Consider the following 26,641-nt stretch of genomic DNA (forward strand, 5'->3'; position numbering starts at 1 on the left):
TGCCCGTCAGGGGTGGGTGGGGCAGACGTGGCCTACCGAGTGGCCTTGTAGATACGCGGTCCGTTCCTCCCGGGTGAGGTCGCGCTTGACGGCCTGGCACACGTCGCGGATGGCTGTGGCCGGCTTGGGAAGCACGGGATTCCACAACTGCGCCGTGTGGTCGCCGCTGGCGGTGGCGACGAGGCGTCCGTCGGGGCTGAACGCCACGCCGTTGACCCAGTCGTTGTGCCCGATCATGGTGAACCGCAGGGTGCCGGCCGTCGCGTCCCAGAGCCGCGCCGTGGAATCCTGGCTGCCGGTGGCGAGAGTCCGGCTGTCCGGGCTGAACGCCACCGCCTGGACCCTGCTGGTGCGCACCGTGGTGCGGAGCCGGTAGTCGGACGTGTCCCACAGCCGGACGGTGAAATCGCTGCTGCCGCTCGCGAGCGTGCGGCCGTCGTGGCTGAAGGTCACGGCGTTGACCACCTCGGTATGGCCGGTCAGTGTTCTGATGTGCTTTCCGGTCTTGGCGTGCCACAGACGAACGGTTTCGTCGTCGCTGCCGCTCGCGAGAGTGCGGCCGTCGGGGCTGAAGGCCACTGACTCGACCGCGTCGATGTGTCCGGTCAGTGTTCTGATGTGCTTTCCGGTGTGGGCGTCCCACAGGCGCACGGTGTTGTCGTCGCTGCCGGTGGCGATGGTGCGGCTGTCCGGGCTGAAGGCCACTGACTCGACCGCGTCCATGTGTCCGGTCAGTGTTCTGATGTGCTTTCCGGTGTGGGCGTCCCACAGGCGCACGGTGCTGTCGTCGCTGCCGGTGGCGACGGTGCGGCCGTCGGGGCTGAAGGCCACCGACTCGACCCTGGCGGTGTGCCCGGTCAGACTACGGCGGCTCCTCCCCGCTTTCACGTCCCAGAGGCGGGCCGTGCGATCCCAGCTGCCGGTGGCGAGGGTACGGCCGTCGGGGCTGAACGCCGCGGCTGTCACCACATCGGTATGGCCGGCCAGACTGGTGTGGATCGCACCGGTGGTCACATTCCACAGGCGGACGCTGTGATCGGTGCTGCCGGTGGCCAGGGTGCTGCCGTCCGGACTGAACGCCGCGGTGTACACCGTACTGGTGTGTCCCAGGAGCGTGGCGCGCACCGCACCGGTGGTGACGTCCCACAAGCGTGCGGTGTGGTCTGCGCTGGCGGTGGCGAGGGTGCGGCCGTTCGGGCTGAAGGCGACCGACCACACGATGTCGGTGTGCCCGCTCAATGTGGTGCGGATCTTCCCGGACGCCACGTCCCACAGGACCGCGGTGTCGTCGTAACTGCCGGTGGCGAGGGTGCGGCCGTTCGGGCTGAAGGCCACCGACTCCACCACGTCGGTGTGTCCGGTCAGTGTTCTGATGTGCTTTCCGGTGGTGAGGTCCCAGATGCGTGCGGTGTTGTCGTCGCTGCCGGTGGCGAGGGTGGGGCCTTTGGGGTTGAAGGCCACCGCCTCCACCGAGTTGCTGTGACCGACGAATGTGCGGAGGGTTCTTCCGGTGGCCGGGTCCCAGAGCCTTGCGGTGGAGTCGAGGCTGCCGGTGGCGACGGTGCGGCCGTCCGGGCTGAACGCCACGCTGGTCACCCAGTCCTTGTGTCCGGTCAGTGTTCTGATGCGCTTTCCGGTGGTGGTGTCCCAGATGCGTGCGGTGTTGTCATCGCTGCCGGTGGCAAGGGTGTGACCGTCGGGACTGAAGGCCACCGCCTCCACCTTCGCTGTGTGTCCGGTCAGTGTTCTGAGGTGCCTTCCCGTGGTGATGTCCCACAGGCGCACCGTGTGGTCGTAACTGCCGGTGGCGAGGATGCGACCGTTGCGGCTGAACGCCACCGAGGTCACCGGCTGGGTGTGACCCGCGAGGCGCCGATAGTGCGGGAGATCCGCGGCGGTCTCCAGAACCGCCTGCGATACAGGGGTGGGACTCGTCTTGTACGCCTCAACGGCCAGCAGGGAGGCCAGTTCGGGGTTGGCCCTCATCAGGGTGTAGGCCTCGGCAGCGAGCTGTTGCGACAACGCCGCCTGCCGCTCCCCGACAGCCTTGCGCCACTGAAACACCGCCACCACCCCCGCGAGCAACGCAACCGCCAGCACCCCCGCCAGAATCGCGTTCAGCCGCCTGCTCCTCCTGATCACCGCCTGCTGATGCTGCCTGCTGGCCGCGAGGTACTCCGAGATCTCCGCCGGCAGATGCCGGCGCCGCTGCCAGTCCAGGCCCTCCGCGAGGGCCGTTCCGCCGAGCAGGTCGCCGGGGTTGCGCTGCTCGGCCCAGGCGGCGCGCCGCTCCCGGGCGCGTTCGAGCCACTCCTGGAAGCGGCGGTCCTGGTCCACCCACCTGCGCAGCGCACCCCAGTCCCGGATGAGCGCCTCGTGGGTCAGTTCGGCCACCGCTTCCCCGGGCGGCGCGCCGGGGGCCTGCGCGGTGGGCAGTGTCTGGGTGGTGATGATGCGATGGCGGGTCAGTACGGAGAGGACGTCGTTCACGGCCCGCTGCTCCGCGTCGGGCGCCCTGCCCGGGTCGGCCGCCAGGGCCCGCAGCTCGTCCAGCGGCACCTGGGTGCGTACCGCGCTGACATGGTGGCTGGGGTCGGTCGGGCGCACCAGCGAGGTGAGCGCGCGGCGGGCGATCGACTGCTGCTCGGGGGACAGCTCGGCGAGGGCTTCGTCGCACCAGGTGGTCAGGGAGCCGCTCACCGCCCCGATGCGCTGGTACGCCTCGTGGGTGAGGAAGCCGTTCTCCCGCCGCAGCCACAGCTGGCTGAGCGCCATCTCCAGCAGGGGCAGCACGGTGACCGGCGCCTGGGACGTCACCGTCGCCTCCGGGCTGATCGCCAGGACGTCGCCGATGATCTGTTCCGGCAGGCCCGGCTGGAAGCGCAGCCCGACATCCCGGGCGGGCAGCGTGATGATGTCGTGCAGGTCCTGCCGGCTGAGGGTGCCCGGCACATTGAGCAGCCCCGGCATCGCGGCCTCCAGCAACTGCGGGGCGAGGGCCGCGAGGTGCGGATAGAAGTCGTCCCGCATGATCAGGATGACGGTGAGCTTGGTGTAGGCGTCGGCGAGCGTGGTGATCTCGTCGATGACCGCCCGCAGCCGGCCGTTGCCGCTCTGCACCAGGAGTTCCTCCAGCTGGTCGATGACCAGCAGCACCCGGTGGTGCTCGCCCTCGGCGGCGAGTCTGCGGTTGGCGGCCGCCGCGATGCCCTCGCTCGCCGCCCCGGGCAGCCCCGCACTCTCGATCTCGGCCGGCAGGTCGTGCCGGGGCCGGGCCAGCACCGGCAGCCACCGGTCGCTGCCCGGCACCGCGCCCTCCGCCAGCGCCGGCAGCACCCCCGCCTGGACCAGTGAGGACTTGCCGGAGCCGGAGGGGCCGAGGAGGAGGGTGAGGCGGCGTTGCGCGGCGAGGTTCGCCAGCACCTGCCGGACGGCGTCGCCGCGCCCCTGGAACCAGCGCGTGTGCTCCGCGGTGAACGGTTCCAGCCCCCGGTACGGGCACACCGCGCGCTCCGCCAGTTCCGGCATCACCCGGCGGAGCGTTTCCGCCGGGGTGACGTAGGCGATGCCCTGGCCCCGGTCGAACGGGTCCGGGGCGGTGATCCCGGTGAGCATGCCGATGACGAGGCCGGTCCGCTCGTCCAGGACCGGGCCGCCGCTGAAGCCGGTGGTCAGGTCGTTCGCGCCGGTCAGCTGGAGCACCGTACCGACGTCCTCGGACACCGGCAGCAGGTTTCCCGCGATGCCGGAACCGAAGTGGCCGCCGCGGAACGCCTGGAAGGGGAAGCCGTAGGAGACCACCTCGTGCCCCTGGCAGCCCGCCGCGGAGCCCAACGCCACCGTGCGGGTGCCCGGCACCGGCCCGGCGAGCCGGACGACGGCGATGTCCTCCGCCGACGGGGCGCGCCAGAGTTCCTCCAGGACCAGCCCGGTCACCACCCCCGCGCCGGGCACGTGCGGGAACGCCATCCGCACTGCCGCACCGGGTCCGCTCCCCGCGTTCTCGACGACATGCGCGCAGCTGACCAGCGTGTCCTCGGCCACCAGGAAGCCCGCCCCCGCCACCTGCCCGTCGGCGGCCAGCAGTTGCGTCACCGCGGCGGGCAGGTCCGCGGAGCTGCCGATCTCGCCTCCCGCGTCCATGGCGTCACGCGTCTCCGTTGAACCAGATCACCGTGACGCGCAGGTGGCAGCCGGCCTCGCCCTTGGTGATCATCGCGCCGGCCGCCACCGACAGGTCCACGCCGAACTGGAGCCTGATCTCGTCGGGCCGCGCCTTGCGCAGTTGTTCCAGCGCCCCCTGGGCGGCGTCCGTGACCGGCTCCAGCGCGGACTGGAGGGTGCCCGGCAGCTCCTGTACGGCGTCGCCGAACCGCCCGGCCTTCACCGGGCCCTCCACCCCGGGCGGTGCCTCGAAGAGCACGTAGCCCCCGCCGTCCAGCGCGATCCGGGTCACGGATGCCACGATGCCGCCTCCTCCATGTCCACGGGCGTGCCGACTCCGGCCAGCATCACCGACCCCGGCATATGCCGCAGGCGGGAGTGCGCCGTACGGCCGTACCCCAGCGCCGTACGGCCGTACCTCACAGGCGGCGCGCGCAGCCCACCGGGTTCCGGCCGCCCAGCTGGACGTAGAGGACCGTCGTCGCGGGGCACGCGGAGCGGTCCGGTACCGCCCGGGTGATCCGGTACTGGGGCCGCTGCCGGCCCGTGCCGTCGCAGGCGGTCTCCCGGACCTGGCCCGCGCCCGAGGTGTAGACGCAGTCGCCGGGGACGGTGCGCGGCCCGCCCCCGCCGCCCGGATCGCCGGGGTGCGGCGGCTCCAGGGCGCGCATGCAGGCGTAGCCCGGCGGGACGGCGGCGTCGCCGGTGCCCCGCTGGGCGCCGATGTGCAGCACGAAGTCGGTGGCCTGCGGGCACAGCGGGCCGTCGGCGGCGGCGCCCTCGTAGCGGGCGAGGACCCGGGCCGCGGCCCGCTCGCTGGTGCAGGGCACCTCGGTGACGTCGGCCGTGCCGAAGGAGCTGCACGCCCCGACGCCCAGGAACACGCCGCCGGGTCCGCCGGCCGCGCCCGGGGCCGGGCGGGCGCTGCCCACCGGGGCGTCCGCCGGCCCCCGGCAGCCGGTCAGCAGCCAGGAGGCGAGTACGACGGCGAGCACGGCCGCGAGCACGGCCGGGAGTACGGTCGTCCGTACGGCACCCCTCATCGAAAGACCCCCCGCCCAGCGTGACCCCTGGCCGCGCGGCCACGCCAGCACTGCGGGCGGCTTTCCCCCTGTCGGGTGGGGTCAGCCCTGGTGCGTTGCGTACGACGGATACGTCAGCCCGTGCCCGATCGGGTACAGCACCTGCGCGGGATCGTCCGCCCGGACCACCGGCACCGGCAGCTTCCCGCGCGGCGCGACCTGTCCGGCGATCACCCGCGCGGCGGCCCGCAGTTCCGTGTCCGTCCAGCAGTAGCTGGCCAAGTACCCCTTCACCTCGGGCAGTTGGGCCACGTCGTAGGGGTTGCGGACGGCGAGCGCCGCCACCGGCCGCCCGGTGCCGAGGAGTTGCCGCACCAGGGTCCGCTGCGCACTGCCCGCCGTCACGTTGTACGTCGTCACGACCACCGCGTCCGCGTCCCGCGCGGCGGCGACCGCCTGGGCGATCACCGCGTCCGTGGGGGCGGTGCCGGTGGGGTGGGCCGTGGCGGTGAAGCCCAGCCCGGTGAGGGCGGCGGCGAGGACCGCGGTGGGCGGCCCGGTGGTGCCGGACGGGGAGACGGGATCGGCGCCCACGACCAGGATCCGGCGTGCGGTGCGGGGCGTGAAGGGCAGCATGCCGTCCTCGTTGACCAGCAGGGTCGTGGTCCGTTCGGCGATCCGGTCGGCGGCGGCCCGGTGGGACGCGATGCCCACGGTGCGGTCGACCTCGGCCCGGGTGGTGTAGGGCCGGTCGAGAAGCCCGAGGCGGGCCTTGAGCCGCAGAATGCGCAGGATCGATTCATCAAGGCGGGACTCGGTCAGCTCGCCGTCCCGGACCGCCGCCAGTACGGCATGCCAGGCCACGTCGAGCGAGGGCGGGTTGAGCAGCTGGTCGACGCCGGCCTTCAGAGCGAGCACCGGCACCCGGTCGTCGCCGTACTTGGTGCGCACGCCCTCCATGCCGAGCGAGTCGGTGATCACCACGCCGTCGTAGCCGAGTTCACCGCGCAGGATGCCAGTCAGGATCGCCGGGGAGAGGGTGGCCGGGTCGCCGGAGTCGTCCAGGGCCGGGAACTGGATGTGCGCCGTCATGATCGAGTCGATGCCCGCCGCGATCGCGGCCCGGAACGGAACGGCGTCCAGCTTCTCCCACAGCTCCCGGCTGTGCGTGATGACGGGGAAGCCGGTGTGGCTGTCCACGGCGGTGTCGCCGTGGCCCGGGAAGTGCTTGGCGGTCGCCGCCACCCCGGACGCCTGGTAGCCCCGCACCTCGGCCGCCACCAGCTCCGCCACCGCGTCCGGGGCGGCGCCGAAGGAGCGCACCCCGATGATCGGGTTGGCCGGGTTGACGTTGACGTCGGCATCGGGGGAGTAGTCCTGGTTGACGCCCATCGCGCGCAGCTCGGCCCCGGAGATCCGGCCGAGGGTGCGGGCGTCGGCCCGGGAACCCCCGGCGCCGACGGCCATCGCGCCGGGGAACAGCGTGGCGGGCGCGCCGATCCGGCAGACGGCGCCGTGCTCCTGGTCGGTGGCGATGAGCACCGGCAGACCGCGCGGCTGCTCCAGGGACGCCCGCTGGATGCCGTTGGACAGGTCGGCGATCTGGTGCGGGTCGCGGGTGTTGTGGGCCCAGGTGAAGTAGATGATGCCGCCGACCCGGTAGCGCGCGATCAGCTCGGCGGCGGTGCGGACGCCGATCTCCTTGAGGTTGGCGTCGATGTCGGCCTGGTCGGGGGCGGTGGCGGAGTGGCCGTAGACCCGCATCACGAAGAGCTGGCCGACCTTCTCCTCCAGCGTCATCCGGGAGATGAGGGCGCGCAGCCGGCGGTCGTCGGCGGGGCCGGGGCCGGGGTCGTCCTGGGCGGCGGCCGGCAGAGTCAGGGCGGAGGTGAGGCCGGCGGTGAGGCCTGCGGTCAGGCTCGCGGTGGCGGCGAGCACGGACCGTCTGGACGGCCCCGCACTGTCTCCCGCGTTTCCCGTGTTTCCCGCGTTTCCCGCGTTTCCCGTGTTTCCCGTGCTGGTGTCGGGCACGTGCGCTCCTTCCAGAGGAGAACCGCTGAAGGAAACTTCCGAGGGGTCAGCAATAGCCGGGAAGTTTCTTTCCGTCAAGGGACTGCACAGTAACCCGGAACCGGTCCAGCCCCTGGAACGCGGCACCGGGTGCCGGACCGACCGGCCATGATTCCGCCATGCCCCCAGTCGACATCCCCGGCTCCAAGTCCATCACCGCCCGCGCCCTCTTCCTCGCGGCCGCCGCCGACGGCGTCAGCACCCTGGTCCGGCCGCTGCGCTCCGACGACACCGAGGGCTTCGCCGAGGGCCTGACCCGGCTCGGCTACCGGGTGGGCCGTACCCCGGACGCCTGGCAGGTGGACGGCCGCCCCACCGGGCCGGCCCGCGCCGAGGCCGAGGTCTACTGCCGGGACGGCGCCACCACCGCCCGCTTCCTGCCCGCCCTGGCCGCCACCGGACACGGCACCTACCGCTTCGACGCCTCCCCGCAGATGCGCCGCCGCCCCCTCGGCCCGCTCACCCGTGCCCTGCGCGACCTGGGCGTCGACCTGCGGCACGAGGAGGCCGAGGGCCACCATCCGCTCACCGTCCGGGCGGCCGGGGTCGACGGCGGCGAGGTCACGCTGGACGCCGGGCTGTCCTCCCAGTACCTGACCGCGCTGCTGCTGCTCGGCCCGCTGACCCGCCGCGGCCTGCGCATCCGGGTCACCGACCTGGTGTCGGCGCCGTACGTGGAGATCACGCTGGCGATGATGCGGGCGTTCGGCGTGGACGTCGTACGCGACGGGGACGTGTACGACGTGCCGTCCGGCGGCTACCGGGCCACCACCTACGCTATCGAGCCGGACGCCTCCACCGCCGGCTACTTCTTCGCCGCGGCGGCCGTCACCCCGGGCCGCGAGGTGACCGTGCCCGGCCTCGGCGCCGGCGCCCTCCAGGGCGACCTGCGCTTCGTCGACGTCCTGCGCCGGATGGGCGCGCAGGTCACGGTGGCCGAGGACCGGACGACCGTCCGCGGCACGGGCACACTGCGCGGCCTGACCGTGAACATGCGCGACATCTCCGACACCATGCCGACCCTGGCCGCGATCGCGCCGTTCGCCGACGGCCCCGTCCGCATCGAGGACGTCGGCAACACCCGGGTGAAGGAGTGCGACCGCCTGGAGGCCTGCGCGGAGAACCTGCGGCGCCTCGGCGTACCCGTGGCCACCGGCCCCGACTGGATCGAGATCCGGCCCGGCACGCCCGCGCCCGGCACCGCCATCAAGACCTTCGGCGACCACCGCATCGTGATGTCCTTCGCGGTGACCGGCCTGCGCACCCCGGGCCTGTCGTACGACGACCCCGGCTGCGTCCGCAAGACCTTCCCAGCGTTCCACGAGGCGTTCGGCGCGCTGCGGTAGCCGCCCGTGGAACGAGGTGTGTGGCGCGCCGCGGCAGCCGTCCGTGGAACGAGGCGTTCGGGGGCGCGCTGCGGCAGCCGCCCGCGGTTCAGGCCGCCTCCTCCAGCAGCCGTACCAGGTGCTCACGCCCCGCCCGCAGCAGCCCGCCCAGCGGGGCGGCACCCTCGTACCACCGCTTCTCGTACTCCCAGCACAACCACCCGTCCCACCCCTGCCGGGACAGCACGTCCACGCACTCGGTCAACGGCAGCACCCCCGCGCCGAGCGGCAGCGGAGTCGTGTCCTCGGCCGAGGCGATGTCCTTGACCTGGACATAGCCCAGGTGCGGGGCGAGCGCCGCATACGTCTCGGCCGGCTGCTCGCCGCCCAGCCAGCTGTGCATCACGTCCCACAGCGCGCCCACCTGCCGGTGCCCGACCGGACCGAGCACCCGGATCGCCTCGGCGCCGGTGCGGTGCGAGTCGTGCGTCTCCAGCAGGATCCGGACGCCGAGCGAGGCGGCGTCCTCGGCGGCGGTGCCGAGTCGCCGCGCGGCGATCGCGTCGGACTCCTCCCGGGGGCGGTCGGGGTCGGCGCCGGGGAAGACCCGGACGAAGGGCGCGCCGAGGTCATGGGCCAGCCGGAGCAGCTGCGAGATCTCGTCCAGCACCGGGCCGTCCTCGCCGGGCGCGGCGACCCGCGCGTATCCGGCGAGGCCCAGCACCTCCACCCCGGCACCGCGGAACAGGGCCGCGGTCTCGGCCCGGGCGGCGGGGGAGAGCCCCGGATGGACCGGCTCCTCGGGATGGGCGCGCAGTTCGACGCCGTGGTAGCCGTGCGTGGTGGCGAGCCCCAGGACCTCCGGAACGGGCAGCCCGGGCACGCCGAGAGTGGAGAAGGCCAGCTTCATGGTCACGGAAGGTACCCCGCCTGGGGCCGGTGATGCGCAACGCCGGGCGCCGGCCGACACCTCGGCGTCACTCGCCCGCGTGCCGCAGGAACCGCTCCGCCGTCTCCGCCAGTACCTCGCGGCCGTCCCGGGACCACAGCGCCTCGTTGAAGAGTTCGACCTCGATCGGGCCGGTGAAGCCGGCGGCCTCCACGTGGCCCCGCCACTGCCGCAGGTCGATCGAGCCGTCGCCGAGCTGGCCCCGGCCGTTGAGCACGCCCTCGGGCAACGGGGTGGTCCAGTCGGCGAGCTGGAAGGCGTGGATACGGCCGCCGGCGCCGGCCCGGGCGATCTGGGCGGGCGCCGTGTCGTCCCACCAGACGTGGTACGTGTCCACCGCCACGCCCACCTGCCGGGCCGGGAAGCGTTCCGCGAGGTCCAGGGCCTGGGCCAGGGTGGAGACCACGCAGCGGTCGGCGGCGTACATCGGGTGCAGCACCTCGAGGGCGAGGCGTACGCCGTGCTGCTCGGCGTACGGGCCCAGTTCGGCGAGGGCGTCGGCGACGCGCTCGCGCGCGCCGGGCAGGTCCCGGGAGCCCGCGGGCAGGCCGCCCGAGACCAGGACCAGGGTGTCGGTGCCGAGGGTCGCCGCCTCCTCGATCGCCCGCCGGTTGTCGGCCAGGGCCGCGGCCCGCGCCTCCGGGTCGATCTGGGTGAAGAAGCCGCCGCGGCACAGGGTCGTCACCGTCAGGCCCGCCTCACGGACCAGCTTGGCCGCCGCCTCCACGCCGTACGACCGGACCGGCTCGCGCCACAGGCCGACCTGGGTGACGCCCGACGCGGTGCAGGCGTCGGCCAGTTCGGGCAGGGACAGCTGCTTCACCGTCATCTGGTTGATCGAGAAGCGTTCGAGACCGGTCACTGGGCCACTCCGTACAGGGCGAGCAGGGTCTTCATCCGCTCCTCGGCCAGCTTCGGGTCCGGGAACAGGCCCAGGGTGTCGGCGAGTTGGTAGGCGCGGGTGAGGTGCGGCAGGGAGCGGGCCGACTGGAGGCCGCCCACCATGGTGAAGTGTTCCTGGTGGCCCGCGAGCCAGGCGAGGAACACCACGCCGGTCTTGTAGAAGCGGGTCGGGGCCTGGAAGAGGTGGCGGGAGAGTGCGACCGTGGGGTCCAGGAGGGCGCGGAAGCCCGCCACGTCGCCGGTGTCCAGCACCCGTACCGCCTCGGCCGCGAGCGGGCCGAGCGGGTCGAAGACGCCCAGCAGGGCGTGGCTGAAGCCGTGGTCGTCGCCCGCGATCAGCTCGGGGTAGTGGAAGTCGTCGCCGGTGTAGCAGCGGACGCCGGGCGGCAGACGGCGGCGCAGGTCGATCTCGCGCTCCGCGTCCAGCAGGGAGATCTTGACGCCGTCGACCTTGTCGGGGTGGGCGGCGATCACCTCCAGGAAGGTGCCGGTGGCCGCGTCCAGGTCCGCCGAGCCCCAGTAGCCCTCCAGGGCCGGGTCGAACATCGGGCCCAGCCAGTGCAGGACCACCGGCCGGGCGGACTGGCGCAGGAGGTGGCCGTAGAGGTCGAGGTAGTCCTGGGGGCGGGAAGCGGCTGCGGCCAGGGCGCGGGAGGCCATCAGGATCGGCTGGGCGCCCGCCTCCTCCACGACGGCCAGCTGCTCCTCGTAGGCCGCGCGGATCTCCGGGAGGGTGCCGGCGGTGAGCTGGTCGGTGCCGACGCCGCAGGCGATCCGGCCGCCGACCGCCTTCGCCTCGGCGGCGCTGCGCCGGATCAGCTCGGCGGCGCCCGCCCAGTCCAGGCCCATCCCACGCTGGGCGGTGTCCATCGCCTCCGCGACGCCGAGTCCGTGGGACCACAGATGGCGGCGGAAGGCGAGGGTCGCGTCCCAGTCGAAGGCGGCCGGGGAGTCGGGCGAGACGTCCGCCCGGGGGTCGGCGACGACATGGGCCGCGGCGAAGACCGTACGGGAGGTGAAGGGGGCGCCGGGCACCGTCGGCAGGGGCTCGGCGCGGGGTTCGTAGCTGCGCAGGGTGCCGTCGGGGGCGGGCAGTCGGATGGTCACAGCGAGATCTCCGGTACGTCGATACGACGGCCCTCCGCGGAGGACTTCAGCCCCAGCTCGGCGAGCTGCACGCCGCGGGCGCCGGCCAGCAGGTCCCAGTGGTACGGGGTGTCGGCGTAAACATGCTTCAGGAACAGCTCCCACTGCGCCTTGAACCCGTTGTCGAACTCCTGGTTGTCGGGGACCTCCTGCCACTGGTCGCGGAAGACCTCGGTGGCCGGGATGTCCGGGTTCCAGACCGGCTTGGGGGTCGCGGAGCGGTGCTGGACGCGGCAGGTGCGCAGACCGGCCACCGCCGAGCCCTCGGTGCCGTCGACCTGGAACTCGACCAGTTCGTCGCGGTGGACGCGGACCGCCCAGGAGGAGTTGATCTGGGCGACGGCGCCGCCCTCCAGCTCGAAGATCCCGTAGGCGGCGTCGTCGGCGGTGGCGTCGTACGGCTTGCCCTGCTCGTCCCAGCGCTGCGGGATGTGCGTGGTGGCCAGCGCCTGTACGGACGTCACCCGGCCGAACAGCTCGTGCAGCACGTATTCCCAGTGCGGGAACATGTCGACGACGATGCCACCGCCGTCCTCGGCGCGGTAGTTCCAGGAGGGGCGCTGGGCGGGCTGCCAGTCGCCCTCGAAGACCCAGTAGCCGAACTCGCCCCGGACGGAGAGGATGCGGCCGAAGAAGCCGCCGTCGATCAGCCGCTTCAGCTTCAGCAGGCCCGGCAGGAAGATCTTGTCCTGCACCACCCCGTGCTTGACGCCCTGCTGCCGCGCCAGGCGGGCGAGGTCCAGCGCGCCCTCCAATCCGGTCGCCGTCGGCTTCTCGGTGTAGATGTGCTTGCCGGCCGCGACGGCCTTCCTGATCGCCGCTTCGCGGGCGGCGGTGACCTGTGCGTCGAAGTAGATGTCGACGGTGTCGTCGGCGAGGACCGCGTCCAGGTCGGTCGAGACGTGCTCCAGACCGTGCCGGTCGGCGATGTCCCGCAGGGCCTGCTCGCGGCGGCCGAGCAGGATGGGCTCGGGCCACAGCACGGTGCCGTCGCCGAGATCGAGGCCGCCCTGCTCGCGCAGGGCCAGGATGGACCGGACGAGGTGCTGGCGGTAGCCCATGCGCCCGGTCACGCCGTTCATGGCGATCCGCACCGTCTTGCGTGTCACGTCAGTTCCCTTCGGCGAGCCGGTACAGCAGTACGGCATGCAGCAAGCGCTTTCTATACTCCCCGAAGCTAGCCCCTGGACACGGTCTCTACAAGACCGTGTCCCCTTCGAGTTGTTCGAGGGGGCGAACAACTCGGGGTCATGGCCTTAAGGTCTGCTGGAAGATCTGCTCGGAACCAGGAGCAGCGCCTGGCTGTCTACGAGGGCGTACGACATATGCGCGACCGGAGGACGACGATGACGGTGACCCTGGCGGACGTGGCGGCCCGCGCCCAGGTCTCGCCCGCGACGGTGTCGCGCGTGCTGAACGGCAACTACCCGGTGGCCGCCGCCACCCGCGACCGCGTGCTGCGGGCCGTGGACGAACTGGACTACGTCCTCAACGGCCCCGCCAGCGCCCTCGCGGCCGCCACCTCCGACCTGGTCGGCATCCTCGTCAACGACATCGCCGACCCCTTCTTCGGGATCATGGCGAGCGCCATCCAGGGCGAGATCGGGGGCGTCGGGGGCGGCCGCGCGGGCGGCGAGCGGCTCGCGGTCGTCTGCAACACCGGCGGCTCCCCGGAGCGCGAGCTGACCTATCTGACCCTGCTGCAACGCCAGCGGGCCGCCGCGGTGGTGCTGACCGGCGGCGCCGTCGAGGACGCCCAGCACGCGGCGGCGGTCGCGGCGAAGCTGCGCAAGCTGGCGGACGCCGGGACCCGGGTGGTGCTGTGCGGGCGCCCGCCGGTGCCGGACACCGAGGCCGTCGCCCTCACCTTCGACAACCGCGGCGGCGCCCGCGCCCTCACCGACCACCTCATCCGCCTCGGCCACCGCCGCCTCGGCTACATCGCCGGCCCGGAGGAGCGCACCACGACCCGGCACCGTCTGGAGGGCCACCGCGACGCCCTGACCGCCGCCGGCGTCGAGGAGGACCCGCGCTGGACGGTGCACGGCCGCTACGACCGCCGGTCCGGCTACGAGGCCACGCTGGAGCTGCTGCGCCGCGACCCCTCCCTGACCGCGATCGTCGCCGCGAACGACTCCGTCGCGCTGGGCGCGTGCGCGGCACTGCGCGACTCCGGGCTGCGGATCCCGGACGACGTCTCGGTCGCCGGCTTCGACGACCTGCCGTTCAGCATCGACGCGGTGCCCTCGCTGACGACGGTACGGCTGCCCCTGGCGGAGGCGGGCGCCCGGGCGGGCCGCATCGCGATGGGCCGCGAGGAACCCCCGCCCGGCGGAATCGCCTCGGTGCGGGGGGAACTGATGGTGCGGGGGTCGACGGGGGTGCCGCGGGCGAAGGGATAGTCCGTACGCCCGAGGCCGGATGCGCCGGGAAGCCCGGCTCCGCCTGCCGGTACAGCCCACGCCGCGGACGTGGCGGAGCCCCACGGCCGGTTCACCGAAGGGCGCACGGCCCCGGACCGGCCGCCCTCCGACCCCTCAGAAAAACACCCCGCACCGCAGCAGCACATTCGCGTACGGCCGCGCCTCGCCCGTGCGGACCACCAGCCGGGCCTGCGCCGACAGTTCCTTCAGGCGTTCGTGCGGGACCAGGGTCAGGTCGGGGAAGTGGCCGGTCAGCAGGGCGGCCGCCGCCGGATTGGCCGCCCGGATCTCCTGCGCCGCCGTGGCTCCCTCCACGACCAGCTCGGCCAGCAGCCCGTCCAGGACCTCGGCGAAGGACGGGACACCGGCGCGGAAGGCGAGGTCGACGACGCGCGGCCCGTCCGGGACCGGCATGCCCGCGTCGCACACCAGCACCCCGTGTCCGTGCCCCAACTCGGCCAGCGCACCCGCGAGATGGCGGTTGAGGATGCCCGACTTCCTCACCGCGCCCCGACCTCCGCGGCCAGACCCTCGACCTCCGCGGCCGTCGGGTACGACTCCTGCGCACCCCGCCGGGTCACCGCCGCCGCACCCACCCGGGCCGCGTAGGCCGCCGCCCCGGCGAGCGTGGCACCGGCGCCCAGCTTCCAGGCCAGCGCCGCCGTGAAGGCGTCACCCGCCCCCGTGGTGTCCACCGCGTCCACCGTCACCGACGGCACCCGGGTCACCCCGGAGCCGTCGCACACCAGCGCCCCCTCGGCGCCCAGCGTCACCACCACCGAGCGCGGGCCCTTCGCCAGCAACAGCCGCGCCCAGTCCGCGGGGTCCTCCCCGGCCGGGGCGTCACCGAGGATCACCCGCGCCTCGTGCTCGTTGACGATCAGCGGGTCGCAGGCCGCCAGCACCTCGGCGGGCACCGCGCGCGGCGGCGAGGGGTTCAGCACGAAGCGGCTGTCCGGCGACAGGTTCCGCACCACCTCCACCACCGTCTCCAGCGGGATCTCCAGCTGTGCCGACACCACGCGCGAGGCGTGGAACAGGCTCCCGGCCGCCCGGACGTCCGCGGGCGTCAGCCGGGAGTTGGCGCCCGGGGACACCACGATGCTGTTGTCCCCGGACGGGTCGACGGTGATCAGCGCGACGCCCGTCGGGGCCCCGCCCACCAGCACGCCCACCGTGTCGACCCCGGCCGAGCGCAGGGAGTCCAGCAGCAGCCGGCCATGGCCGTCGTCGCCGACCCGGGCCAGCAGTGCCGTACCCGCGCCGAGCCGGGCGGCCGCGACCGCCTGGTTGGCGCCCTTGCCGCCCGGGTGCACGGCGAGGTCACCGCCGAGCACGGTCTCGCCGGGGCCGGGCCGCCGCTCGACATCGATCACCAGGTCGGCGTTGGCCGAGCCCACGACCAGCAGGTCGTAGTCGTACATCAGTTGACTCCCCTGAGAGATGACTGCGGGCGGACGGCCGCCACCGGCGTGTACGGCCGTCCGCCCGTCCCCGTGACCGGCTATGTCCGCCGGGTCATCCGGTGAAACCGGCCACGTTGTCCTTCGTGACCACCTTCACCGGCACCTTCACCATCGGCTGCACCTTCTTGCCCTGGACCGCCTTCAGCGCGTTGTCCACTGCGATCCGGCCCAGCTGGGACGGCTGCTGGGCGACCGACGCGTACAGCGTGCCGTCCTTGACCGCCGTCAGCCCGTCCGGGGTGCCGTCGAAGCCGACCACCTGCACCGACCGGCCGGCCTTGGCGCCCAGCGCCTTGATCGCGCCGAGGGCCATCTCGTCGTTGGCGGCGATGACGCCCTGCACGTCCGGGTGGGCCTGGAGCAGGTTCGACATCACGTCGAGCCCCTTGGTGCGGTCGAAGTCGGCGGGCTGTTCGGCCAGCACCCGGATGCCCGGGTAGGCCTTCAGCCCGGCGGCGAATCCCGCCGCCCGCTCCCGGGCCGCCGAGGTGCCCGCCTGGCCCTGGAGGATCACGATCCTGCCCTTGCCGCCCAGCTTCTCGGCGATCGTCCGGGCCGCCAGCTCACCGCCGGCCACGTTGTCGGAGGCCACCAGCGTGTCCACGGACGCCTTGTTGACGCCCCGGTCGACGGCGACGACCGGGATGTCCGCTCTGCCCGCGGCCTTGACCGAGTTGCTCGCCGCGTCCGAGTCGACGGGGTTGACGATGATCGCGCCCAGGCCCGAACTGGTGAAGTTCTGGAGCTGGTTGGCCTGCTGCGAGGCGTCGTTCTGGGCGTCGGTCACGGTCAGGTCGACGCCCAGCTTCCCGGCCTCGGCCTGCGCGCCCGCCCGGATCTGCACGAAGAACGGGTTGTTGAGGGTGGACAGCGACAGCCCCAGCCGCGGCGTGGCCGACGCCGGCGAACCGCTGTGCAGGAACGAGGTCGCCCCGACCACCGCCACGGTCACCACGGCCGCGAGCCCGTACGTCGCCGCCTGCCGGCCCTTGTTACCGCCACCGCCGGTGGTCACCGGCGCCGCGCCCGCCTTGCGGCGGACCGTGTCCAGCAGCACCGCCAGCGCGATGACGACACCGATCACGACCTGCTGCCAGAACGCCGAGACGTCGAGCAGGTTGAGGCCGTTGCGCAGCACCGCCAGGATCAGCGCGCCGATCAGCGTGCCGGAGGCCTTGCCGGTGCCGCCGGCCAGCGAGGCACCGCCGATGACGACCGCGGCGATCGCGTCCAGCTCGTAGCCGTCGGCGGCCTGCGGCTGCGCCGAGGACAGCCGGGCGGCGAGGACGACACCGGCGATGGCGGCGAGCAGACCGGACAGCGCGTAGATGGCGAGCTTCTGCCGGCGCACCCGCAGCCCGGACAGCCGCGCGGCCTCCTCGTTGCCGCCGATCGCGTACATCGAACGTCCGATGTACGTCCGCCCCAGCACCAGCGCCGAGATCAGCCCCATCACCACCATGACCAGCACGGGCACCGGCAGCCAGCCGCCCAGGGTGTCACCGAGGTGCGAGACCGAGCCGGGCAGGGTGATGGGAGAGCCCTGCGAGATCACCAGGGACAGACCGCGGGCCACCGACAGCATCGCGAGCGTCGCGATGAACGGCGGCAGCTTGCCGTACGCGGTGAGGAAACCGTTCACCAGACCGGCCACCACACCCGTCGCGATCCCGAGCAGGACCGCCACCGGGACCGGCGCCCCGTGCCGGGTGGCGCTCCACGCCAGCACGGTCGCCGACAGCGCGGCCACCGAGCCCACCGACAGATCGATGCCGGCCGAGACGATCACAAAGGTGACACCGAAGGCGAGGATCGCCGTGACGGCGGCCTGGACACCGATGTTGAGCAGGTTGTCGGTGGTCAGGAAGTCCCCGGACAGCGCCGACAGCGCGATGACGAGGACGATCAGCGCGGTGAGCGCGCCGTTGTCGAGGAGCAGCCGGCGCAGGGCCCCCGGGGCGCCACCCGCGCCCGTCGTGCTCTTGAGCGTGTCAGTGGCCACGGGTGGCCTCCCGTTCGGTAGTGGTTTCCGTGCTGGGTGTGCTGACGGCGAGGGACATCACCGCGTCCTGCGTGGCCTCCTCGGCCGACAGCTCGCCGGCGATCCGGCCCTGCGCCATCACCAGGACCCGGTCGCTCATGCCGAGCACCTCCGGCAGATCGCTGGAGATCATCAGTACCGCGGCACCGGCGGCCGTCAGCTCGTTGATCAGCTGGTAGATCTCGACCTTCGCGCCGACGTCGATGCCGCGCGTCGGCTCGTCGAGGATCAGCACCCGGGTGTCGGCGAGCAGCCACTTGCCGATGACGACCTTCTGCTGGTTGCCGCCGGACAGGGTCCGCACCTGCTGCCCGAGGCCGGCCATCCGCACCCCGAGCTGCACCGCGATCCGCTCGGCCGCCGTGCGCTGCGCCGCCCGGTCCACCAGCCCCGCCCGGGTCGCGGACCGCAGGGTGACGAGCCCCAGGTTCTCCTCCACGGAGGCGTCCAGGACCAGCCCCTGACCCTTGCGGTCCTCCGGGACGAGCCCGATCCCGGCCGCCATGGCGGCGTTCACGTCATGCCGCTTGAGCTGCGCCCCGGCGACCCGGACGACACCCCTGTCGTACGGATCGGCACCGAACACCGCCCGTACGACCTCGGTCCGTCCGGCCCCGACGAGCCCCGCGATGCCGACGACTTCACCGGCGTGCACCTCGAAGCCGACGTCGTGGAAGACGCCGTCGCGGCCGAGCCCTTCCACGCTCAGCAGCGGGGCACCCCGCTCGGCCCGCTGCCGCGGGTACTGCTGCTCGATGGACCGTCCCACCATCAGCCGTACGAGTTCGTCCTCGGGGGTGGAGGCGGGCACCTGCCCGACGCTCCTGCCGTCCCGGATGACGGTGACCCGGTCCCCCAGGGCGGCGATCTCCTCCAGGTGATGGGTGATGAAGACGATCCCCACGCCGTCCGCGCGCAGCGAGCGCACGATGGCGAAGAGCTTCTCCACCTCCTCCGTGGTGAGGACGGCCGTCGGCTCGTCCATGATGAGCACCCGCGCGTCCAGGCTGAGCGCCTTGGCGATCTCGACCATCTGGAGCCGCGCGATGCCGAGTTCCCGCACGCGCGCGCGGGGCGACACGTTCACCCCGACGCGGGCGAGGAGGGCCTCGGCGTCGGCCTCCATCCGCTTCCGGTCGATCATCCCGAACCGGCGCGGCTGCCGCCCGAGGAAGATGTTCTCGGCGACGGTCAGATCGGGTACGAGGTTGAACTCCTGGTAGATGGTGGCGATGCCGAGCCGCTCGGCGTCCTGTGCGCCATGGATGCGCACCTCCCGGCCGCCCGCCAGGATCCGGCCCTCGTCGGGCGTGTAGGCCCCGGAGAGCATCTTGATCAGGGTGCTCTTGCCGGCGCCGTTCTCACCGAGCAGCACATGGACCTCGCCCCGGCGCAGGGAGAAGTCGACGCCGTCGAGCGCGACCACGCCGGGGAAGGCCTTGCGGATGCCCTCGATGCGCAGCAACTCGTCCGGGTCGCTCACGACTGGCTCCTGTCTGTCACGGGGTTCTTGCCGGTGGTACGGCCGGACGGCTCACCGCACGAGCGGCGTACGACGAGCCGGGCGGGCAGCGTGACGGACCGGGGGGTACGCCCCTCGATCCGGTCGACCAGGGCCCGTACGGCGGCCCGCCCCAGCTCACCGGTGGGCTGGGCGATCGCGGTGACCGGCGGATCGGTGTGCACGAACCAGGGGATGTCGTCGAAGGCGGCCAGCGCGATGTCGTCCGGTACGCGCAGCCCGCGCGCGCGTACGGCGTCGAGCGCGCCGAGCGCCATGAGGTTGTCGGCGGCGAAGACGACCTCCGGCGGTTCGGCCAGGTCCAGGAACCCCTCCGTCACCCGCCGCCCGCTCTCGGCCTGGAAGTCCCCCTGCCCGACGTAGGCGTCGGGCAGGGCCAGCCCGTACTCGGCCATGGCCTCCCGGAACGCCTCGACGCGCTCACTGCCGGTGGTGGTGGCCGCCGGCCCGGCGATGATCGCCAGCCGCCGGTGCCCGAGGTGGTGCAGATGCGCCACGAGATCCCGTACGGCCGCCTGCCCGTCGGCCCGTACGACGGGGACCTCCACGCCGGGGATCCACCGGTCCACGAAGACCATCGGGGTGCCCGCGCGCGCGGCGTCCAGCATCAGGGGCGAGCCCCCGTCGGTGGGGGAGACGAGCAGTCCGTCGATCCGCCGGTCGAGGAGGCTGCGTACGTGGTGGTCCTGGAGGTCCGGCCGCTCGTCCGCGTTTCCGATGATCACGCTGTACCCGAGGGCGCGGGCCTCCTCCTCGACGGAGCGGGCCAGCTCGGTGAAGTAGGGATTCAGCACGTCGCTGATCACCAGTCCGAGCGTATGGGTCTGGTCGGTGCGCAGAGACCGGGCGACGCCGTTCGGCCGGTACCCCAGGGCCTGCACGGCGGCCAGCACGCGCGTGCGTGCGTCCGCGCTGACCGACGGGTGCTCGTTCAGGACGCGCGAGACCGTCGCGACGGACACACCGGCCGCGGCGGCGACGTCCTTGATACTCGCCATCGAGCTCACCTCCTCGTGAGTTCGTGGAATCGATTACATCCCTGCTGTAGGGAGGATTGGAATCGATTACACGGCAAGTAATCAAGCCCTCAACCACCACCCGAAACCGGATCGTGACCTCAGGGCCTGCGCCCGTCGGCTCAGCTGCCGGGCTGCGCGGAGCCGAGGGCGCCCCGGTAGAAGGAGACGCGGAACCCGCCCCAGCGCGGGGCGCGCTGCCACAGCGCGGCGGCGTTCTCCTGTTCCCAGCGCGCCGTGGCCCTGGCCCGCAGCCACCCCGAGACGGCCACCGGCAGCAGCACCACCGGGACGGTCACCTGGTGCGAGGTCAGCCCGATGGCAGTCATCCAGCCGCCGATCAGCACGGCGATCCAGACCGCGCTCCGCAACGCCGGCCGCGCCGCGGACTGCTGCCCGCCCCGCGCCTGTCCGGCGTGCTCGACCGGTGCCGCTTCTGCGTACTGGCGGCGCAGGCGGGCGGGCAGACGGAGCGACAGCGGAACGAGGACGAGGGTCACGAGGGTGACGGCGACGGCTCCCGCGGCCAGCGCCGCGTCCTGCTGCGAGGTGCCGACGAGCGCGCACAGCAGCCCCACGGACACCACACCGGCCACCGCCGTGGTCGTCGCGACAGCACGCTGGAACTCCGTGACTCTGACCAGCCCGCTGCCCTCCATGCCGACCATCAGGCCCTCCCTCTCCCCGCCCGGACGTGCGCGCGGGCCGAGGAGAGCCAACCCCGCCTGAAGCCGCGGGTAAACAAGGGGTGGGTCATTAATTCCCAGACGTTGGCAATGATCGTTCCGGGGCGGCCTACTGGTCGGCGGCCTGGTCGGCGAAGAGCTGTGCGGCGTCCGTGGCGTGGACGGCGCGCTGGGCCCAGAGTTGGAGTTGGTCGAGGTCGGTGCAGGTGGTGACGCGGTCGCGGACGGCGTCGGGGACGGGGATGCCGCGCCATTCCAGGAGGCGAAGGACCATCTCGGCCCGAGCCTGGACGCGGCCCCGTTCCCGCGCTTCCTTGAGTCCCTGCTGTCGCCCCTCTTCCCGCACCTGTTCGGCGAGGGGGTGTCGCCAGAAGTACTGGATCGCCATCAATCAGGTTCCTCTGCGTCTGCTTCGCCTCGGGGTAGGCCGGGAGGCCGGTCAGATGAGTGGCCCGGCCTCCGGCTGTGGCGCGGTCTACTGGTCGGCGAAGAGCTGTGCGGCGTCCGTGGCCTGGACGGCGCGCTGGGCCCAGAGTTCGAGCTGGTCGAGGTCGGTGCAGGCGGTGACCCGGTCGCGGACGGCGTCGGGGACGGGGATGCCGCGCCATTCCAGGATGCGGAGCGTCATCTCCTGACGGTCCTGGACGCGCCCTTCTTCCCGCACCTGTTCCGCGAGCGGGTGTCGCCAGAAGTACTGGATCGCCGTCATCAGGTCCCTCCACATCTGCTTCGCCTGGGGGTCGGCCAGGCATGAGTCCACGAACTGCACGAAGACTGCGGCACTGTCGGGGTCGATGGTCCGCAGGGCGGATGCCAGGGCTTCCAGTATGGCCGGGGCCTGCGCGCCACGCCCGTGTGTCATCGCCGAGAGCACCGCTAGGGGGACGTCGCGTTCGGCCTCCCGCTCGTCCGCGATGACGGGGACGTTGTCCGGGCCGAGCACGAGGGGTCGTACCGTCAGCGAGTGCCAGTCCCGGAAGCCGAACCGGATGGGCCGGGAGGCCCACTTGGCGGTCGTACTGCTCTGGGTGATGACGATGAGGACGGGCTCGCAGCGGTACTTCTCGTACAGGTACGACAGGTAGTACGGCCAGCTGCCGCGCTTGCGCTCGTCCACCTTGCCCTGGGACTCGACCACCAGGAGGTAGGTGCCTTCGTCCGTCTCCGCCCGCAGCAGCGTGTCGACGCGGCGTTCGACCGGTTCGATCTCGGTGAGGTCCACGTTCAGCGCGGCGATCTCCCTCGGTTCGGGGAAGGGCACGTGCAGGACCTTCTGTAACGCCTTCGTCAGCAGGGTCGGATCCTTCTGGAAGATCCGGTGCAGCGCCTCGTGCGACTGACCGACCATGGGGTTCCCCTTTCCGTACGACTATGCCAACGAGCTAGGCCGCCGGAAGTTGACACCACACGTACTTTCCCCGGTCGCCGAACCTGGCGGTCGGCTGCCAGCCCCAGTACTGCGCGCACGCCTTCACCAGGCCCAGTCCGCGTCCTTCCTCCAGCTCCAGGCCGGCCGCCTGGTCCAGGGGGCGGGGCGGGTCCGGCGGGGCGGGGTCGGTGTCCCAGGCGCCGATCCAGACCGTGCCCTCCGCCGTGCGGCGCACCCTCAGCGCCGCCGGGCCCTTGGTGTGCTGTACGGCGTTCGACACCAGCTCCGCCGCCAGCAGTTCGGCGGTGTCCACCAGGCCGATCAGACCGTGCAGGGTGAGGATCAGGCGCAGGGTGCGGCGGCAGACGGTCACCGCTCTGAGGTCGTTGGGGATGTAGAGGGTGTAGTCCCAGGTCTCGGCGGGCTCGGGGGCAGGCATGCGTCATCAACTCCGTGCAGCCAGTGGGGATTTCGCGTGCGGTGGCATTGCCGCAGCCGTCATGGCAGGGCGGAGCGGTGCACTTCCGCAGCGTGTGCGATGCGTCACCGACGGTAGGGCTAAACATTTAAACCCCGCAAGCCGGTCGCGTAACCTGACGCCCGAAAGAGCGGTGCGCGGCAGGCGCGTTGGGAGGGCATCGGATGGCCTTGCGGAGTGAGCCGACGGCGCGTCAGCTGCGGCTGGCGGTCGAGTTGCGGAGACTCCGTGAGGCGGCGGGCCTGACCGCCAGGGAGGCGGCATCCCTGCTCGGTGTCACCGCGCCGGTGGTCAGCCAGATCGAGTCCGGCATCGCAGGGGTGAGCGAGGCCCGAGTGCGCCGTCTGGCGTCGCATTACGCCTGTACGGACGGGGAGTTCATCGAGGCGTTGGTCGGCATGGCCACCGACAGGACACGAGGGTGGTGGGAGGAGTACCGGCGCCTGCTCCCCACGTCCTTTCTGGACCTCGCCGAACTGGAGCACCACGCTGCCCGGTTGCGGGAAGTGGCGATCCTTTACGTGCCGGGTCTGGTGCAGACGGAGGAATACGCCCGCGCGGTCTTCTCCTCAAGGATTCCCGAGCTCACCCCTGGCGAACTGGAGTTGCGCGTCCGGCACCGGATGAGGCGCCAGCGGATCTCCGCCCCTTACGAACTGGTTGTCCACGAGGCTGCCCTGCGGATCCGGGTCAGCGATCGCGCCGCCTCCCGGGCTCAACTCGTCAAGCTCCTGGAATGCTCGGAAGCCGGCCACATCGCGGTGCGTGTGATCCCGTTCGACCTGGACGGCTTCGCTCGGGCCGGGAGTGCCATGACCTATGTGGACGGCCCGGTTCCCAAGCTCGACACGGTGGTACGGGACGTACCCCATGGCTCCGCGTTCATCGACTCCGAAGCGCAGCTCAGCGTCTTTCGAACGCGCTTCCGTAAAGTGGAGGCCGTGGCACTCGACCCCGGGCGGTCACGTGACTTCATCAACCGGCTGGCGAAGGAGCTATGAGGCGCCTCATGGACAACTGGCGTAAGTCGTCCTACTCGGGACCCGACGACGGCAACGCCTGTGTGGAAGTCGCCACCACCCCCACCCACACATCCATCCGCGACTCGAAAGCGCCCGCCCGAGCCACCCTCACCTTCCCCCTGCCCGCCTTCACCGCCTTCCTCGAAGCCCTGAAGAAGCACCCGTAGGCCGAGGGAGCCGGAGCCGTGCCCCTCGTCGTGCCGCCTCAGCCCCGCGCCAGGAACACCGCGGCGAGGCCGATCAGGACGGCCAGGGCGACGGCGCCGCCGAGGAGGCCGGCGATTTTGGCGGCCTTCGCGCTCGCGGGCCTCTGCTCGTGCCAGCCCAGCTCTCCGGCCACGCCCCGGATCAGCCGGTGGCCGTCGGCGGACCGGAAGGTCTCCCAGCGGCCGGAGCCGTCCAGGGCCCGGCTCTTGGCGATGTACACGCTGCGGCCGACGGACACGGACCTCTCCCGGCCCGCGCCGAACAGCCCCGACTCGCGCGCGGAGGTCCGGACGACATCCGTCATCGTGAACGCCAGCTCCTGCGGGCGCAGTTCCACGCGGTAGGTGTGGGTCTGGCGGTCCGGGCCGGGGACGTCCGCCGTCAGCTCGAAGCCGGTCCCGGTCCGGTGCAGCCGGTACGGCGTGCCTGCCACGGCCGACGCGATGCGGGCGTGGAACTCCTCGGTCCGGTCTCGCCTGTTGGGTTCGTACACGAGTACGCACAGTAACAGTGCCCGCTGTCAGACCCCGCCGGTACCGTCGGATCATGTCCAATCAGGCGGGGAACCCCACGGCCGAGCGGCGGCTCGCCGTGCTCGAAGGCGTGCTGGAGCGGATCACGTACGCCAACGAGGAGAACGGCTACACGGTCGCCCGGGTCGACACCGGCAGAGGCGCGGGCGACCTCCTCACGGTCGTCGGTGCGCTGCTCGGCGCCCAGGTGGGGGAGTCGCTGCGGATGGAGGGCCGCTGGGGGTCGCACCCGCAGTACGGCAGACAGTTCCACGTCGAGAACTACACGACCGTGCTGCCCGCGACCGTCCAGGGCATCCGGCGCTATCTCGGGTCGGGGCTGGTCAAGGGCATCGGGCCGGTCTTCGCCGACCGGATCACCCAGCACTTCGGGCTGGACACGCTGCGGATCATCGAGGAGGAGCCGAAGCGGCTGATCGAGGTCCCGGGGCTCGGCCCGAAGCGGACGAAGAAGATTGCCGAGGCCTGGGAGGAACAGAAGGCGATCAAGGAGGTGATGCTCTTCCTCCAGACCGTCGAGGTGTCGACCTCCATCGCCGTACGGATCTACAAGAAGTACGGGGACGCGTCGATCTCCGTCGTCAGGGAGCACCCGTACCGGCTGGCCGCCGACGTCTGGGGCATCGGCTTCCTGACCGCCGACAAGATCGCCCAGTCGGTCGGCATCCCGCACGACAGCCCGGAGCGGGTCAAGGCCGGCCTTCAGTACGCGCTGTCCCAGTCCGCCGACCAGGGCCACTGCTTCCTGCCGGAGGAGCGGCTGATCGCCGACGCGGTGAAGCTCCTCCAGGTCGACACCGGGCTGGTCATCGAGTGCCTCGCCGAGCTGGCCGAGCCCCCGGAGGAAGGGGCCGAGCCGGGGGTCGTACGGGAGAAGGTCCCCGGTCCGGAAGGGGATGCGGGGGAGCCGGTCACGGCCGTCTATCTCGTCCCCTTCCACCGCGCCGAGGTCTCCCTCTCGGCCCAGTTGCTGCGGCTGCTGCGGACCGGCGAGGACCGGATGCCGGGGTTCAGGGACGTGGACTGGGACAAGGCGCTCGGGTGGCTGAAGGGCCGTACCGGGGCCGAGCTCGCCCCGGAGCAGGAGGCCGCGGTCAAGCTCGCGCTGACCGAGAAGGTGGCCGTGCTGACCGGCGGACCCGGCTGCGGCAAGTCCTTCACCGTGCGCTCGATCGTGGAGCTGGCCCGGGCCAAGCGGGCCAAGGTGCTGCTGGCCGCGCCGACCGGCCGGGCCGCCAAGCGGCTCGCCGAGCTGACCGGCGCCGAGGCGTCCACCGTGCACCGGCTGCTGGAGCTGAAGCCCGGCGGGGACGCGGCCTACGACCGGGACCGGCCGCTGGACGCCGACCTGGTGGTGGTGGACGAGGCGTCCATGCTGGATCTGCTGCTCGCCAACAAGCTGGTCAAGGCCGTACCGCCGGGGGCACATCTGCTCTTCGTCGGCGATGTGGACCAACTGCCCAGCGTGGGGGCCGGCGAGGTGCTGCGCGATCTGCTCGCCGAGGGCGGTCCGGTGCCCGCCGTCCGGCTCACCCGGGTGTTCCGGCAGGCCCAGCAGTCCGGCGTCGTCACCAACGCGCACCGGATCAACGCCGGGCAGCATCCGCTCACCGACGGCCTGAAGGACTTCTTCCTCTTCGTCGAGGACGACACGGAGGAGGCCGGGCGGCTCGCGGTGGACGTGGCCGCGCGGCGGATTCCGGCCAGATTCGGGCTCGATCCGCGCCGGGACGTGCAGGTGCTCACGCCGATGCACCGGGGGCCGGCCGGGGCGGGCGCGCTCAACGGACTGTTGCAGCAGGCCATCACGCCGGGCCGGCCCGACCTGCCCGAGAAGCGGTTCGGCGGCCGGGTCTTCCGGACCGGCGACAAGGTGACGCAGATTCGCAACAATTACGAGAAAGGGAAGAACGGTGTCTTCAACGGCACCGTGGGCGTCGTCACCTCGCTCGACCCGGTCGACCAGCGCCTGACGGTGCTGACGGACGAGGACGAGGAGGTTCCGTACGAATTCGACGAACTGGACGAACTGGCACATGCGTACGCCGTGACCATTCACCGCTCGCAGGGGAGTGAATATCCCGCGGTGGTGATTCCCGTCACCACCGGAGCATGGATGATGCTCCAGCGGAACCTCCTCTACACGGCGGTCACCCGGGCCAAGCGGCTGGTCGTCCTCGTCGGTTCACGCAAGGCGATCGGGCAGGCGGTGCGCACGGTGTCGGCCGGACGGCGCTGTACAGCGCTGGATTTCCGGCTCGGAGGGGCCGATCGCGAAAAATGATCGATCAAATGAGTC

23 protein-coding genes are annotated in these 26,641 nt (G+C 72.3%); 5 read left to right on the forward strand and 18 right to left on the reverse strand.

Annotated elements, in window-relative coordinates:
• Positions 1–6: 6 nt before the first annotated feature.
• The 4 genes from ACFVIU_RS19335 to ACFVIU_RS19350 form a co-directional block, all read right to left on the reverse strand.
• The gene (locus ACFVIU_RS19335; RefSeq protein ID WP_385843806.1) at positions 7–4,143 is read right to left on the reverse strand and encodes a trypsin-like peptidase domain-containing protein; all 4,137 of its coding nucleotides are present in this window, start codon (positions 4,141–4,143) and stop codon (positions 7–9) included.
• Positions 4,144–4,147: 4 nt separating this feature from the next.
• Positions 4,148–4,465 (reverse strand): CU044_2847 family protein, encoded by a 318-nt coding sequence (locus ACFVIU_RS19340; RefSeq protein WP_385843807.1) that lies wholly within the window; start codon positions 4,463–4,465, stop codon positions 4,148–4,150.
• Positions 4,466–4,583: 118 nt separating this feature from the next.
• Positions 4,584–5,207, reverse strand: coding sequence for a hypothetical protein (locus ACFVIU_RS19345; protein ID WP_385843808.1), 624 nt, complete (start codon positions 5,205–5,207; stop codon positions 4,584–4,586).
• 81 nt (positions 5,208–5,288) lie between these two features.
• Positions 5,289–7,217, reverse strand: a complete 1,929-nt coding sequence (locus ACFVIU_RS19350; protein WP_385843809.1) for a glycoside hydrolase family 3 protein — start codon at positions 7,215–7,217, stop codon at positions 5,289–5,291.
• A gap of 158 nt (positions 7,218–7,375) precedes the next feature.
• On the opposite strand from ACFVIU_RS19350, the gene aroA reads away from it, so the two are divergent.
• Positions 7,376–8,602 (forward strand): 3-phosphoshikimate 1-carboxyvinyltransferase, encoded by a 1,227-nt coding sequence (gene aroA / locus ACFVIU_RS19355; RefSeq protein WP_385843810.1) that lies wholly within the window; start codon positions 7,376–7,378, stop codon positions 8,600–8,602.
• An 88-nt stretch (positions 8,603–8,690) separates the two neighbouring features.
• Here the strand turns inward: aroA and ACFVIU_RS19360 are convergent, their stop codons facing one another.
• The 4 genes from ACFVIU_RS19360 to ACFVIU_RS19375 all read right to left on the reverse strand — a co-directional run bounded on the left by ACFVIU_RS19360 (position 8,691) and on the right by ACFVIU_RS19375 (position 12,688).
• A complete protein-coding gene (locus ACFVIU_RS19360; protein ID WP_385843859.1) occupies positions 8,691–9,491 on the reverse strand; it encodes a sugar phosphate isomerase/epimerase family protein in 801 nt (266 codons plus the stop codon).
• Between the two features lie 67 nt (positions 9,492–9,558).
• The gene (locus ACFVIU_RS19365) at positions 9,559–10,392 is read right to left on the reverse strand and encodes a sugar phosphate isomerase/epimerase family protein (protein WP_385843811.1); all 834 of its coding nucleotides are present in this window, start codon (positions 10,390–10,392) and stop codon (positions 9,559–9,561) included.
• The gene (locus ACFVIU_RS19370; RefSeq protein ID WP_385843812.1) at positions 10,389–11,540 is read right to left on the reverse strand and encodes a dihydrodipicolinate synthase family protein; all 1,152 of its coding nucleotides are present in this window, start codon (positions 11,538–11,540) and stop codon (positions 10,389–10,391) included. The genes ACFVIU_RS19365 and ACFVIU_RS19370 overlap by 4 nt, the downstream gene beginning before the upstream one ends.
• On the reverse strand, positions 11,537–12,688 hold the full coding sequence (locus tag ACFVIU_RS19375; protein WP_385843813.1) for a Gfo/Idh/MocA family protein: 1,152 nt from the start codon (positions 12,686–12,688) through the stop codon (positions 11,537–11,539). The genes ACFVIU_RS19370 and ACFVIU_RS19375 overlap by 4 nt, the downstream gene beginning before the upstream one ends.
• Before the next feature lie 237 nt (positions 12,689–12,925).
• On the opposite strand from ACFVIU_RS19375, the gene ACFVIU_RS19380 reads away from it, so the two are divergent.
• Complete coding sequence (locus ACFVIU_RS19380) at positions 12,926–13,981, forward strand: LacI family DNA-binding transcriptional regulator (RefSeq protein WP_385843814.1); 1,056 nt, start codon at positions 12,926–12,928, stop codon at positions 13,979–13,981.
• Positions 13,982–14,116: 135 nt separating this feature from the next.
• On the opposite strand, the gene rbsD is transcribed toward ACFVIU_RS19380, so the two are convergent.
• From rbsD to ACFVIU_RS19425, 9 genes are all read right to left on the reverse strand, one after another.
• Positions 14,117–14,506 (reverse strand): D-ribose pyranase, encoded by a 390-nt coding sequence (gene rbsD / locus ACFVIU_RS19385; RefSeq protein WP_385843815.1) that lies wholly within the window; start codon positions 14,504–14,506, stop codon positions 14,117–14,119.
• Entirely contained in the window at positions 14,503–15,426 is a 924-nt protein-coding gene (locus ACFVIU_RS19390; protein ID WP_385843816.1) for a ribokinase, read from the reverse strand. The genes rbsD and ACFVIU_RS19390 overlap by 4 nt, the downstream gene beginning before the upstream one ends.
• A gap of 94 nt (positions 15,427–15,520) precedes the next feature.
• Positions 15,521–17,470 carry a substrate-binding domain-containing protein gene (locus ACFVIU_RS19395; protein ID WP_385843817.1) on the reverse strand — a complete coding sequence of 650 codons (1,950 nt, stop codon included), beginning with the start codon at positions 17,468–17,470 and terminating at the stop codon, positions 15,521–15,523.
• Positions 17,460–18,992: a sugar ABC transporter ATP-binding protein gene (locus ACFVIU_RS19400; protein ID WP_385843818.1), complete on the reverse strand. Its 1,533-nt coding sequence runs from the start codon at positions 18,990–18,992 to the stop codon at positions 17,460–17,462. The genes ACFVIU_RS19395 and ACFVIU_RS19400 overlap by 11 nt, the downstream gene beginning before the upstream one ends.
• The gene (locus tag ACFVIU_RS19405) at positions 18,989–20,029 is read right to left on the reverse strand and encodes a LacI family DNA-binding transcriptional regulator (RefSeq protein ID WP_385843819.1); all 1,041 of its coding nucleotides are present in this window, start codon (positions 20,027–20,029) and stop codon (positions 18,989–18,991) included. The genes ACFVIU_RS19400 and ACFVIU_RS19405 overlap by 4 nt, the downstream gene beginning before the upstream one ends.
• Before the next feature lie 140 nt (positions 20,030–20,169).
• Positions 20,170–20,715, reverse strand: a complete 546-nt coding sequence (locus ACFVIU_RS19410) for a hypothetical protein (RefSeq protein ID WP_385843820.1) — start codon at positions 20,713–20,715, stop codon at positions 20,170–20,172.
• Positions 20,716–20,842: 127 nt separating this feature from the next.
• On the reverse strand, positions 20,843–21,121 hold the full coding sequence (locus ACFVIU_RS19415; protein WP_385843821.1) for a hypothetical protein: 279 nt from the start codon (positions 21,119–21,121) through the stop codon (positions 20,843–20,845).
• 87 nt (positions 21,122–21,208) lie between these two features.
• Positions 21,209–22,081 (reverse strand): hypothetical protein, encoded by an 873-nt coding sequence (locus ACFVIU_RS19420; RefSeq protein WP_385843822.1) that lies wholly within the window; start codon positions 22,079–22,081, stop codon positions 21,209–21,211.
• Positions 22,082–22,115: 34 nt separating this feature from the next.
• Positions 22,116–22,541, reverse strand: a complete 426-nt coding sequence (locus ACFVIU_RS19425) for an ATP-binding protein (protein ID WP_385843823.1) — start codon at positions 22,539–22,541, stop codon at positions 22,116–22,118.
• A 203-nt stretch (positions 22,542–22,744) separates the two neighbouring features.
• Between ACFVIU_RS19425 and ACFVIU_RS19430 the strand changes: the two genes are divergently transcribed.
• Together ACFVIU_RS19430 and ACFVIU_RS19435 are read left to right on the forward strand one after the other, a co-directional pair.
• Positions 22,745–23,581, forward strand: coding sequence for a helix-turn-helix transcriptional regulator (locus tag ACFVIU_RS19430; RefSeq protein ID WP_385843824.1), 837 nt, complete (start codon positions 22,745–22,747; stop codon positions 23,579–23,581).
• 8 nt (positions 23,582–23,589) lie between these two features.
• The gene (locus ACFVIU_RS19435; RefSeq protein ID WP_385843825.1) at positions 23,590–23,769 is read left to right on the forward strand and encodes a DUF397 domain-containing protein; all 180 of its coding nucleotides are present in this window, start codon (positions 23,590–23,592) and stop codon (positions 23,767–23,769) included.
• A gap of 38 nt (positions 23,770–23,807) precedes the next feature.
• Here the strand turns inward: ACFVIU_RS19435 and ACFVIU_RS19440 are convergent, their stop codons facing one another.
• Complete coding sequence (locus ACFVIU_RS19440) at positions 23,808–24,302, reverse strand: hypothetical protein (protein ID WP_385843826.1); 495 nt, start codon at positions 24,300–24,302, stop codon at positions 23,808–23,810.
• A 53-nt stretch (positions 24,303–24,355) separates the two neighbouring features.
• On the opposite strand from ACFVIU_RS19440, the gene ACFVIU_RS19445 reads away from it, so the two are divergent.
• Positions 24,356–26,626, forward strand: coding sequence for an ATP-dependent RecD-like DNA helicase (locus ACFVIU_RS19445; RefSeq protein ID WP_385843827.1), 2,271 nt, complete (start codon positions 24,356–24,358; stop codon positions 26,624–26,626).
• Positions 26,627–26,641: the final 15 nt, after the last annotated feature.

This window comes from Streptomyces sp. NPDC127190 (assembly GCF_042672505.1).
In the GTDB taxonomy this organism is placed as follows: Bacteria; Actinomycetota; Actinomycetes; order Streptomycetales; family Streptomycetaceae; genus Streptomyces.